At 63.1% G+C, this 12,537-nt stretch carries 8 protein-coding genes; 2 read left to right on the top strand and 6 right to left on the bottom strand.

The window, feature by feature from the left end; translation table 11 throughout:
• Positions 1-2: 2 nt before the first annotated feature.
• Positions 3-956: an ABC transporter ATP-binding protein gene (locus E0E00_RS02690; RefSeq protein WP_130811055.1), complete on the bottom strand. Its 954-nt coding sequence runs from the start codon at positions 954-956 to the stop codon at positions 3-5.
• An 88-nt stretch (positions 957-1,044) separates the two neighbouring features.
• Between E0E00_RS02690 and E0E00_RS02685 the strand changes: the two genes are divergently transcribed.
• Positions 1,045-2,199, top strand: coding sequence for a sensor histidine kinase (locus E0E00_RS02685; protein WP_130811054.1), 1,155 nt, complete (start codon positions 1,045-1,047; stop codon positions 2,197-2,199).
• Between the two features lie 2 nt (positions 2,200-2,201).
• Positions 2,202-2,828, top strand: a complete 627-nt coding sequence (locus tag E0E00_RS02680) for a response regulator transcription factor (protein WP_130811053.1) — start codon at positions 2,202-2,204, stop codon at positions 2,826-2,828.
• A gap of 86 nt (positions 2,829-2,914) precedes the next feature.
• Here the strand turns inward: E0E00_RS02680 and E0E00_RS02675 are convergent, their stop codons facing one another.
• The 5 genes from E0E00_RS02675 to E0E00_RS02655 all read right to left on the bottom strand — a co-directional run bounded on the left by E0E00_RS02675 (position 2,915) and on the right by E0E00_RS02655 (position 12,487).
• The gene (locus E0E00_RS02675; RefSeq protein WP_242622104.1) at positions 2,915-7,552 is read right to left on the bottom strand and encodes an InlB B-repeat-containing protein; all 4,638 of its coding nucleotides are present in this window, start codon (positions 7,550-7,552) and stop codon (positions 2,915-2,917) included.
• 622 nt (positions 7,553-8,174) lie between these two features.
• Positions 8,175-9,107, bottom strand: coding sequence for a carbon-nitrogen hydrolase family protein (locus E0E00_RS02670; protein ID WP_130811051.1), 933 nt, complete (start codon positions 9,105-9,107; stop codon positions 8,175-8,177).
• 187 nt (positions 9,108-9,294) lie between these two features.
• Positions 9,295-10,041, bottom strand: coding sequence for an energy-coupling factor transporter transmembrane protein EcfT (locus E0E00_RS02665; RefSeq protein ID WP_130811050.1), 747 nt, complete (start codon positions 10,039-10,041; stop codon positions 9,295-9,297).
• A complete protein-coding gene (locus E0E00_RS02660; RefSeq protein ID WP_130811652.1) occupies positions 10,034-11,857 on the bottom strand; it encodes an ABC transporter ATP-binding protein in 1,824 nt (607 codons plus the stop codon). Before E0E00_RS02660 ends, E0E00_RS02665 begins: the two co-directional genes overlap by 8 nt.
• Positions 11,858-11,929: 72 nt before the next feature.
• Positions 11,930-12,487 carry a tryptophan transporter gene (locus E0E00_RS02655; protein ID WP_130811049.1) on the bottom strand — a complete coding sequence of 186 codons (558 nt, stop codon included), beginning with the start codon at positions 12,485-12,487 and terminating at the stop codon, positions 11,930-11,932.
• Positions 12,488-12,537: the final 50 nt, after the last annotated feature.

Raw genomic sequence — 12,537 nt, 5'->3', positions numbered from 1 at the left:
CCCTATGCCTCGTCGCGGAGCTGGCGTCCCGTTATCTCGAGGAACACGTCGTTCAAGGTGGGCGGTTCCGAGAGCACGCGCCCAAAGGAAACGCCTGCGGAGCCGAGCACGCCCAGGATGTCCGCAAGGTTGTGGGCGCCCGTGGAGCACTGTGCGTGCAGCATGCCATCCGCAAGCTCCACCGAGCGCACGTGGGGAAGGGCGCGCACGCGCTCGAGCGTGGGCTCGTCCAGGGCACCCACCTCGATGGAGACCTTCTCGCCTGTGCCCACCATGCCCTTGAGTTCGTCGGTGGTACCGCTTGCCATGCTGCGCCCGTGGTCCATAATCGTGATGCGGCTGCACAGCCGCTCGACTTCCTCCATGTAGTGCGAGGTATAGATTACCGTGGCCCCCTCGGCGTTCAGGCGCTCGATGCCGTCGAGAATGGCGTTTCTGCTCTGCGGGTCCACGGCGACGGTCGGCTCGTCCATGATGATGAGCTTGGGCTGGTGGGCTATGCCGCAGGCGATGTTCAAGCGGCGAAGGAGCCCGCCCGAGAGCTTCTTGGGGCGAAAGCCCTCGAACTTCTCGAGCCCCACAAACGCAATGGCACGGTCGACCAGCTTGCGACGGCGCGTGCGGTCGGGCACATAGAGCGCGCAGAAGCTGTCCACGTTCTCGCGCACCGTGAGCTCGTCGAAGACGGCAACCTCCTGCGGCACAGTGCCAATGAGGCGCTTGAGCTCGTAGCTTGTGGGTCGCATGGGCTGGCCAAAGAGCTCTATCTCACCGTGGTCATGGGTGAGGAGCTGCAGGATGCAGTTGATGGTGGTGGTCTTGCCCGAGCCATTGGGGCCCAGGAGGCCAAACACCTCGCCCTGGGCGATGTCCAGCGAGAGATGGTCCACGGCAACGAGGTCGCCGTAGCGCTTGACCAGGTTAGTAATGCGAACGACAGGGACTTGGGGTTCCATGGCCGGTCTCCTTTCCTGTGCTGCATCAAGTCTCGCGTTTTGGCGCGCGTGGCGGAAGTGACCGGTGTCACCTGTTTTCGAGACACCCATGACGTTTGTCATGGGTTGGCGCGCGGCGTTCACGCTTGTCCACCCTTATACTTGCCTCATGGAGAGACTCGCCGACAAGTGCCTTGTGTTTCTCGCCTGCCTGGCGTTGGTTGTGCTGGCCGGCGAGGCGTCTGCCGCGATTGTGGTCGCGGTGGCCGTGGCGGTATGCGCAAGTGCGGCATTCGAGCTTTCGTACACGTGTGCTTCGGCCGTTGCGGCCGGGCTCTGCTGCGCTGCGTGCGTGGCCGCAGCGCTCGTCCCCGGCGCTTGGGTGACGTTGCCGCTTGTGGCCTATGACCTGCCCCGCATTCGCTGGCGTTGGACGTGGGTGGTTGGGCTGTGCGTTGCCGCATGCCCGTGGGTGGCGGGTGCGCTTCCGGTATCGCGCGCTACCGTCCTTCTCGCCTTTGTGGGGTGCTCCATGGCGCTGTCGTGGCGCTGCGGGCGCGAGGTGGGGCTCTCCCAAGGGCTGCACCGGCTTGAGGATGACCTCTCTGACAAGGTGCTTTCCCTGAGCAAGAAGAACCGCGAGCTTGAGGACGCGCGCGAGCACGAGACACACGCAGCGGCGCTTGCCGAGCGCACGCGCATCGCACGAGAGATCCACGACTCCGTGGGGCACCTGCTCACGCGGCTGGTGCTCGAGGTCGAGGCGCTCAAGGTGGTGCACCGCGACGATTCGCAGGCTACCGAGGAACTTGGCGAGCTTGCCTCGGGCCTGGGGGAGGCCATGAGCTCCATGCGGCAGAGCATGCACGCGCTGGACGACTCGTCTGTCGACCTTGGGGTGGAACTCAACCGACTTGCCCGGGAAAGCGGCATTGCAGACGTTACGGTGAGTTGCGATACCGATGCGCTGCCGCCCGCCGAGGTGAGCCGATGCCTTGTTGCCGTCACGCGCGAGGCGCTCACAAACGCCGCTCGCCATGCGCATGCCACCCATGCCTCGGTCAAGGCGACCGGCATGCCGGGCATCTGGCAGCTCAAGGTGGTGAACGACGGCAGCGTGCCGAGGGAAGCCTCTGGGCTCGAGGAATGCGGCATGGGCATTCGCGGCATGCGCGAGCGAGTTGAGGGACGGGGTGGTACGCTGACGGTCGCGACGGACGGGCAGCGCTTCTCGGTGTTTGCGTCCATCCCCAGGGGGAGGTAACCGTGAGGATCATCGTGGTGGATGATGACAAGTTTGTGGTGAGGTCTCTCGCGACGATTCTTGGTGCCGAGAAGGACATCGACGTGGTGGGCTGCGGCACCAACGGGGATGAGGCGGTCTCGCTCTTCTCGGCATGCTCGCCCGACGTGGTGCTCATGGACATTCAGATGCCTGGCGGAGACGGCCTGGGTGCCGCCGAGAAGATTCTGGTTGCGGACCCTGCTGCGCGCGTGGTCTTTCTCACCACGTTCTCCGATGATGACTACATCGTGCGTGCCCTGCGCCTTGGGGCGCGAGGCTATCTCATCAAGCAGGACGTGGCGACTATCGCACCCGCACTGCGCTCGGTTATGGCCGGGCAGAGCGTGCTTGAGGGCGAGGTGCTGGCCCGTGCGGCAGCGCTCTCGGCCGATGGTACGGGGCCACGGCGAAAAGAGCGCGACATGCACGGTCTCACCGAGCGTGAGCGCGAGGTAGTCCGCGCAATTGCAGACGGGATGAGCAACGCCGAGGTTGCCTCGACGCTCTACATGAGCGAGGGCACCGTGCGCAACCACATCTCGGCGATTCTCGCCAAGCTTGGCTTGCACAATCGCACGCAGATTGCCGTGTACTACTACCGCGGGTAGGGGTGTGACAGCGGGGCGATAAAGAGAAACTCCCAGGGCAACCAACGTGTCCTGGGAGTTGTGGTTTGGTGCTCTGTGCCCGTGCGTTATTCGGACTTGCGCCTAGCGCGTGCGCCAACGGCAATGGCTACGGCACCTAGGCCTGCAACCACCAGGATGGCAAAGGTGGAAAGTGAGGCATCACCCGTGTTGGGGACCCTCGCCGGCGTGACGGCGGGGCCGCCGCCGGGTGCGGAGGGCGTGGCGGGCCCGGGCGTGTCGGGACCGGGTGTGGAGGGCCCGGGCGTGTCGGGACCGGGTGCGGAGGGCCCGGTCGCCCCGGCGGGCCGCACCGTCAGCTGGATGGTCTCGTCGTCAGTTGCCACCGCGTCCCTGCCATCGGGCCATTGCGTCGCGTTCCAGACGAAGGAGAACGCCTTGTGCGTGCCAGCCGCAGATTCGGCGGTGGCGCTGAAGGAGCCCCTGACCGTGCCGACGATGGTGAGGTTCGAGCCTACCGTTGCGTCACTATCAATCTTGATGCCGGGAACCGTGAGCCTCATCCAGCCGTCGGTTGTGCCGGCACCGTCCACGACCCTCTCGAGGTCCGTGTAGGTCCTGATGGAGTCGGGGTCGCTTAGGGCAAAGGTGACGGTTACGGTCCTGCCGCTTACCTGCACGTCGCTCACCTTGAAGCCATCTCCAAAGTCTGTGGCCGTGACCTTACTCGCATCGAGGTCGGCCGGCAGCGTCATGTCATCGGGGACGGTGAACGTGGCTACGAACGAGAACTTCAGGTTATCGAGCGCGATGTCATCGTGGCCTGTGTTGGGATACGCGGCCTCGATCTTGTTCATCTGGTCCTGGATGGAAGCAGCAAGGATGGCGCCCGTGAGGTCGAACGTGGAGCCCTGGGGGAGCTCAATGACCGCGTCGTGCTCGGTGTTGGCACCCACCAGCATGTCACCCGGAAGGTTGGACTCCATGGGCGAGACCGCCGCAACCGTGAACAGGATGCCGTCATCCACGGAGTTGGCCGTGGCGTCCATGCCATCGGGCTTCTGCACGCCCTCCCACGTGAAGGAGAAGGCCTTCGTAGTGCCCGTCGCGGTCTTCGTTGCATGGGCCTTGAAGTTGCCATTCACGGTACCGGAGACGGTGGCCGTATCCCCTGCGGGGAAGTCGTCGTTGATCTTCACGCCGGGAAGGGTGACCTTCATCGTGTCGCCCAGGTTGTCGATGACGGCCTCCTGAAGATCTTTGTACGTCTCGATGCCATCCTTGAGCGTCATCTTGACGGTGACGGCCTTTCCACTGACAGAAAGGTCAGTCACGGAGAAGGTGTCGGAGAACCCTTCGAGCCTGACGGAATCCTTGGTCAGGTTCTCGGGGAGGGTCATGCCATTGGGGATGGTGAACGTGGCCGTAAAGGAGGAGGACATGTCCGTGAGCTTGATGTCGGCATAGTCCGTCGTTCCAGGGAACTGCGATTCGATGCCCCTCATCTGAGCCTTCACCACAGACGCCTCGATGGCGCCTGTGAAATCGATCGTCTGTCCCGGAAGAACCGGATAGACGGCGTCGTGCTCGGTGTCGTTTCCAACCAGGATGTCAGCGGGAAGTGTCTGGTCTGCGGGCTTCACGACAAGTAGAGTCTGACGGATGTCCGTGCCGCGCGGATCTGCATTGGCGGCAATCTGCTCGCCATTCCAGGTGAAGTCGAACTTCTTGACCTTGCCCGTCACGGTGTTCTCCGCAAAGGAGGAGAACGTGCCGCTCACGACGCCCGTGGCCGTGAGCTCCTGGCCATTGGTTACACTGCTGGCGTCGAGCGTGAGGCCGTCGACGGTGACCGTGATGGGCTTGGGGAGCGCGGCGGTGGGCGCGTCATCCCCGCCGGTGGAGACCACGGCATCCTTGAGCTGCCTGTAGTTCTCGTACGTGCCCTTCAGGCCGAACGTCACGGTAACCTTCTGGCCATCGACGGTCGCACCCTTCAGCTCAAAGCAACTGCCAAGTCCTGTTGCCGTGACCGTGGGGCTGGACGGCACGACGACGCCGTCAGGCAGCGTGATGGTCGCCGTGAAGGTGGAGGAGGCGTCAGAGAGCGTGATCTTGGTGAGGTCGTCCAGGCCACCGGCGATGGAGCTTTCGAGCGCATCCATCTGGCTGACGATGCCCGACGCATCGACGGCGCCCGTCATGCTGAAGGTCTCACCCGTGGTGACCTCCCTGATGGACGTGGTGTCGCTCTGGGAGCCGCTCCACATGTCGCTTGGAATCTGGCTCGTGGCCTCGACTATCTCGACGTTGGGGTCAACAGCCCACTTGAGGTAGTACGTCACGTCCTGGGTCAGTGTGCCGCTGCCATCGATGGTCGCCTTGTCGGTGCCAGCGGCGTCGTTGAACCAGTAGTAATAGCTATAGGTCCCCAAGGGGAATCCCCAGAGAGTGTCTTCAACGGCCTCATTTCCAAGCACGTGATACCTATAGGTCGCAATGCCCGTGTAGGCGGTATCAGAGTTGGTCTTGACCGGGCTGGCGATGCCCTTGGTGGAAGCGGAGACAGATCCATCACCCAAAGACTTGAGCAGCGCATCGAGCGTCATCTTGTCAGAGAGCTTGGGCTGCTTCTTGACAACGGCGACCTCGCCGCCGTTCTCGTCGGTCTGGATATCGAACACGTCGGGGTTCTGCTTGAACACGCTGTCAGACGAGAAGGTACCGCCGTTTGCGGAGAACTTCACCGTTACGGTCTGGTCCTCCCATTCGGCGTACAGGTCAACGACGGCGGTACCGGCAGGGATGGTGAGGGTGCTGCCTACGGCAACCTTGTCGCCAGCGCCATTGGGCTGTGTGGTCCAGCCCTTGAAGGTCTTGCCCTCGCGGGCGAATGACGGGTTGGCCTTCATGATGTCGTCGGCCGAAAGTACGGTGATCGTACGATCAGGGTTGCTGGACGTGGAGAGGTACGTCACGTCGGTGTCGGCCTCGTTATGGTACTTGACGGCGTACGACGTCGCGTCGCTTTCCCACTTCGCGTAAACCGTCATATCGGCAGTGATCGTATTGTCTCCGGAGAACTGCTGCTCGGCACCTGTCGCATCCTTGTAGAACCAGCCGAGGAACTTGTAGCCTGCGGCAAGGGGGTCATCGGGAAGCGCAGTGGAGCCGCCCGCCACGGACTTGGCATCCTCAAGCGCATAGCCGCGCATGGCAAGCGACGTCTGGTCGGCAGTCGAGCCATCCGCATAGGATGCGGAAACCTGCTCCGTCGCGTCATCGGCGTTGAGCTTGAACGTCACCTTGGCAGCGGGCACCCAGACGTGCTTCTCGCCGTCGCTCGATGCCTTGGAAACGGAGTAGTCGTATGCCTGACCGTTCTTGTTGAGAGGGCTCAACGACGTGGCCGAGGAATCGGCCAGCGTGAACAGGGAAAGCTGCTCATCGCCGTTAGCAGCGCCGTTGGTGGGGATGGTGCTGCCAAGGCTGCTATTGTAGTTGGGTGCGTACTTCACGAGGTAGGAGCCGCCCGTCACGATGAAGTTCTTCTTCGTCTGGCCGGCGCCATTGTCGGCATTGCCTGCCGCAGGGGTTTCGACCAGGCAGTCTTCCCTGAACTCGATAGAGCCGTTGGTCTGTGCGCCAAAGAGGGCGCCGCTGTTCCTTCCATCACCCTTGATGGTGGAGTTGGTGAGGATGACCTTGCCCGTGTTCACGTTGAGGCCACCTGTGCCGCCGTTGGTGAACTCGAGCGTGGAGTCGGTGACGTTGATCGTTCCGCCCGCCGCACCAATCGAGATGCCGGCGGTGGAACCGGCGTTTGCCGTGATGTGAGAGTTCACGATGTTCGCGGACGACTGAATCGTCATGCCTGTCGCGCCGTACCACGACGGATTGATTGTGAGGTCGGAGCCTTCCATGTTCAGGTTGTTCACGTAGAACGTCTGCCCGAAGCCCTTGACGGTCAGCGATGCGTTCTTGAGGGTGACATCGTGCCCGTCAAACCAAGTGCGGGTCTGGGAGGCCACGTTGACCGTGCAGTTCTCGAACGTCATGCCCGAGGCGTAGAAGTTGGTGTTGCACTTGTCGTCTGCCGTGATGGTGAGCTTGTCCCTGCCGGAGGAGCCCCTCACGGTGCCGGCGAGGAAGATGCCCCTGGTGCCGTTCGAGCCTGCGTTGTCCTTGAACACGTAGGTGCCGTCGGTGATGGTCGAGCCGCTCTGGGAGGTGAGAGCCGTCTTGAAGCCCGTCATTGTGAGCGTGCCTGCTCCCGTGAGGGTGGATCCGCTCTTGAGCACGATGCCATCGATGCTGTTGCCGCTACCGCTGATCGTCGCGCCATCAGATGCGATGGAAAGCGTCACGCCCGAGGGGATGCTCGCCGTCGCGGAAAGGGCGACATTGCCCCTCACGTAAATGGTGGTGACCGACGCGTTGGCCGCCTGGATCTCAAGCGCCTTCGCAAGCGTCTTGACAGCGCCGCCGTCGAACGACGAGCCGTCATTGGCATCGTTGCCGTTGGTGCCGTCAACATAGACGGCGGTCAGCGCCGCGGGCGCGCGACGAGGGGACGGCTGAGAAGTGCTGTCCTGCGGCGTTGCTGCTGCGCCGGCACTTGTGGGGGCAACGGTTGCAGGCTCTGCCTGGTCAGGGTTGGTGCTATCTGCAGCGTTGTTGGTGTCATCGCTTGGGGCATCCGAGCTTGGGACAGACTCCTCCTGTGGGGCAGTCTGTGCTTCCACGGAACCCTCCTCCTGCATATCCGCTGCGAACGCGGCCGTTGAGGGAAGGGGCGACATGGACATGACGAGCGCAGCTGTGAGAAAGACTCTCACCGTACGGGCACCGAGGCCAAAGCCCCGGCGTCGCTCTTCCGATCTCCTCCTCATGTAGGCTCCTCTCACACTTTAAAAGATGAGACAAATTACTGATAAATAACTTTATGACTTTTATTATCTACCGGCATTATAAAATGCACAACGCAGGCATGCGTGGCCACGTGAGACAAAGGGACAGTCCCTTGTCTCACAAACCTGAAGAAAATTCACGGCCGCCATCACTGTTAGCTATGGCCATGTTTTTTGGCGGATGGGGCCTCTTAGGGCGGTCCGCTGGCGAGAAACCCAAGTCGTGCGTACGCACAAACCCCGCCTGCTGCCAGGCCCTTCTCGCCCAACTGGGCAAATGCTGCAATCATGTCAGAAATCCAGCGTTGTGGGTACGCACGACTACGCGTTTTTGCCAAGGCAGGGCTCCAAGGGGCGCCGGGTGGCAGAGAACTATGTTCGTGGGTACGCACGACGGGGCTTTTCTGCCAGCGAGCCCAGTGGGTACGGCATCCTAGGCTCGCTGGGTGGCCGCCCGCTAGATGTCGTTCACCTCAAGGCGCACCGCATCGGACCGGGCATAGTGGCCAATGGGATCAAACTCCCACTTGGAGGCCGGTACCTGTTGCATGTCGAGCGTGGCGTAGAGGATGCCGTCGGTGTTCCACAGCGGCTCGGCACCGGATACCGGATGGCCAAACGGGTCGACCACGCTCGATCCGCCACGATATATCACCTCGGGAAGGCGTGCGACCTCGTCTGTGGCGAGAAGGTCTTCTGGGTAGTCATCGCGCAGCAGGTAGGGAGCGCAGTTCACCACAAAGCAGCGACCCTCGATAGCGATGTGCTCGACCGTTGCCTGCCACTCGGAGTTGCCGTTGGTGTTGGGCGCAAGGTAGATGGCCACGCCCTTCTCGTACAGGGCAGCACGCGCCAGCGGCATGTAGTTCTCCCAGCAGATGAGCGTGCCCATGGGGCCCCACGGAGTCTGGCTCACGGGGAAGAAGCGGTCCTGCGCGTCACCCCACACCAGGCGTTCGGCACCGGTGGGCTTGAGCTTGCGATGCCAGGCGTCAAGGTGACCGTCGGGAGCATAGACCAGGTTGGTGTTGTAGAGGGTGCCGGATGTGGCATCGCGCTCGGAGACGCCCACGCTCACCCAAGTGCCCGTCTCGCGCGCTGCTGCAGCAATGGCCTCGGTCTCGGGGCCACCCACCACAACCGAGCCGTCGTAATAGCGCTTCCAGAGCTCCTTGCTGCCGGCCTTGCGCGCGCCAACCACAAAGCCAAAGGTCAGGCCATGTGGATAGCCGGGGATGAGAAGCTCCGGTAAGGCCACGAGGTCGCTCGGCCGCTCCTCGGCTACGCGACGTATTGCGTCAATGGCCCCTGCCAGGCACGCGTCTCGGTCGAAGGGTCGCGGGCGCGACTGCACCACGGCAATCTTGCACGTATCTCGGATGTCTCGCATCGGTGTCTCCATTACGGGGGAGGGGTATCTTCCAAGCAGTATTGTAGTGCCGCTTGACCGGGCGTGCAGGGGAGGGCATGGCGACTGCCATGATGGCACTCCGCGAGGAACAGGTGCCAAGGGGATGCGGAGACCGACCTTCTGCCGAGGGGCCCGAGGCGCCGAGAAGGCCCGCCGACCTGTGCCCTTACAGCAGCGCACCCGCCACCACGAGCGCCACGCATGCTGCAAGTACGGCTATGTCGCGGCCAACCATGGGATAGCGCTTGAAGCTGCTCTCGCGTGTGCGCAGGTAGAAGCCGCGCTGCTCGGCGGCAAGTGCGGTGGCGTCGGTCTTTCCCACCGAGCTCACCAGCAGTGGCACGCACAGTGGCAGCATGAGCTGCAGCTTGCGGATGGGATTCTTGGTGTCGTACTCAACGCCGCGCGCCGTCTGCGCCTCCATGATCGCGTTCATCTCCTGGCTAAAGACAGGCACGAAGCGTAGCGCGGTCGTGAACGTGAACGCGTAGCGATAGGGGATATGCAGCACTTCTACGCAGGCGTTTGCGAGGTCGTTGAGCTTGGTTACGCTCAGCACGAGGATGAGCGGCAGCGCCACGCCCAGAAGGCGCAGGCATGCCTTGCTGCCGGTGACCAGGCCGTCTGCGGTCATCCAGGCAAACACGGGACTGCCGCCGCGCACGAAGGCGGTCTGCAGCAAAAGCATGACCACGGCCAGCGGCACCAGCAGCTTCAAGAGCGAGACCAGCTTGGATGTGGTGTGCGCGTAGGCACCCAGCGCAAAGGTGAGGGCGAGAAGCCCCAAGAGCATGGGGTAGGCATCTGCCAAAAAGATTGCAATGATGATTGCTGCGGCGATGCCCAGCTTGGTCACGGGGTTCAACCGATGCAGCAGGGTGTCGCCCGGCACGTAGTCGATCACGTTAACCACGGCGGACCATCTCCTCGGTGAGGTCGACGATGCCAGAGACCTGGCTGATTCCGGCAAACTCGGGCGAAAGCTGGCGTGCAAGCAGCTCCGACAGCTCGATGACCTGCGGTGCCCTCACACTTGCCTCACGCATGAGCCTCTCGTTGGAGAACATCTCGAGCGTGCCCCCGCGACCAAGGATCCTGCCGTTTGCCATGACCACGATTCTCTCGGCAAAGTCCGAGACGACCTCCATGTCGTGGCAGACCATGACCACGGCGCTCCCGCGCTCTGCCATGTCGCTTACGGTGTCCATCACGGTCATGCACTCGCGGTAGTCAAGGCCGCTTGTGGGTTCGTCGAGAAGCACGACCTCCGGCTCCATCACCACCACGGAGGCGAGGGCCACCATCTGCCGCTGGCCGCGCGAAAGCGAGAAGGGCGCCTCGTCTGCGGGCAGGCCAAAGTGCTCGATCACCGCTCCGGCACGCCTGTGCGCGTCATTCTCGCCTATGCCCTGCAGCAGGAGGCCAAAGGACACCTCGTCGAGTACGGTGTCCTTGCAGAGCTGATAGTCCGGGTTTTGGAAGAGCGTGGCGCAGTGCGCTGCAATGGCGCTGGTGGGAACCTCGTGCGTGTCGAGTCCGGCCAGCCGCACGGTGCCGGACGCCGGGCGCAGAAGGCCGTTGAGGAGCTTGGTGAGCGTGGTCTTGCCGGCGCCGTTCTGGCCTACGATGCCCACGACCTCGCCTGGGAAGATTCGCATGTCGAGGTGGTCGACGGAGGCCGTGCCACCAGGGTAGGCAAAGCTCACGTCTTCGAGGCTCACCACGGGCTTGGCACCCTCGGCGTGCGGGCGTGGGGTCACCATGTGCTTGGAGCCGGCGTGGAAGCTCGCCTCGTGTGCGCTCTCCTCGGCGCTTGCCATATGGCAGCTTGCCTTAGACGTGGGCTGCACCAGGCCCGTGATGAGCCCCTCCGCCTCGCAAACCGTGAGGCACGGCGTGGTGCCCGCCACCAGGCCATCCTTTGCAAGGGAGTTGTACACGCGGACTACGCGAGGACTGTCGACGCCAATGCGCCGCAGCTCATCGCCGTGCGAGAAGACCTCGCGCGGTGTGCCGTCAAGTACGAGCGAGCCCTTGCTCATCACCAGGATGCGATCGCAGTACTCCGAGAGCAGCGCCACCTTCTGCTCGACGACCACAACGGTGACGCCCTCCTCGCGCACCTTGCGGAGCGTGTCAAAGACGAGGGTCGAAGAGGCGGGGTCAAGCGCGGCCGTGGGCTCGTCGAGTACCAGCACGCGCGGGCGCATGGCGAGGATGGCAGCGATGGCGACCTTCTGCTTCTGGCCGCCCGAGAGCGTGGCTATCTCGCGTTCACGCAGGTCGGAGATGCCCACGGTCTCGAGCGTCCGGGCAATGCGCCCCTCGATTCGGTCATGGGGTACACCGAAGTTCTCCAGGCCAAAGAGCATCTCGTCCTCGACCACCGAAGCCACCATCTGGGTGTCGATGTCCTGCAGGACGCTGCCCACCACCTGCGAGATATCCGTGAGCGTGACGTCGCAGGTGTCGCGGCCGTCCACGAGCGTGGCGCCGTAGAGGGTGCCGTGGTAGTGGTGGGGGATGGCACCCGACATCACAGACGCAAGCGTTGACTTGCCTGCGCCCGAGGGGCCGATGACTCCCACAAACTCTCCCTCGCCGATGCTGAGCGACACATCACGGAGCGCGGAGCCATCACTGTCCTCGGCGTCCCCATCGGCGCGGGCGCTATAGGAGAACGCGACGTGGGTCATCTTGATGATGGGCTTTGCTTCCTGCACTGTCATACCTTTCTGAGACAAGGGGACAGTCCCCTTGTCTCATGCGAGGGGACTGTCAGCTGTCTCATGGTAGCCGAACTACCTCTTGAGGACCTTCTTCAGGGGGAAGTAAAGCGCCTGCACCACGATGGCGTTGAAGATGGCGGTGCCCAGGACGATGGGAATCTTCACGACCATGGTGCCCAGCGCTGCGCCCATGACGAGCGTGCCAGCGACGGCGAAGAGCGCACCGGAAACGAGCGTGGTCGCAAAGGCGGCAACAAGCGGGGTAACGTTGCGTCCGCCAACCTCGAGGGGACGACGGATGAGCGCGGCCATCACCAGCGCGGCGATGAGCTCGGTTGCAAAGTTGAGGCCGGGGATGGAGGTGGTGAGCTGGATGACGGCAGCAGATACCAGGCCAAAGATGGCTGCCTGGCCAAATCTGGCGTTTGAGAGCAAGATTGCCAGTGCATAGGAGGCAATGATGAACTGCGGCTTGATGCCTACAATGGCAAGGGCGTTGCCGACGGTCATGTTGAGGATGAAGCCGGCGGCGAGAAGGACGGCAAGGAGGACGAGGGAAGAGACATCGGCCTTGCCGGAGCGCTCGGCGGTGTTAACGGTGCGTGCCTGGGATGCGTTCTGTTCGGACATGGCGGGGCTCCTTTCGGTAGGTGGCTGCTGGCAGGGGTTAGCGGTGTGGT

This window comes from Olsenella sp. Marseille-P4559, assembly GCF_900605015.1.
Lineage (GTDB): Bacteria > Actinomycetota > Coriobacteriia > Coriobacteriales > Atopobiaceae > Tractidigestivibacter.
The sequence above is the reverse complement of the archived record's forward strand: the minus strand, read 5'-3'. Positions and strand labels throughout refer to the sequence as shown.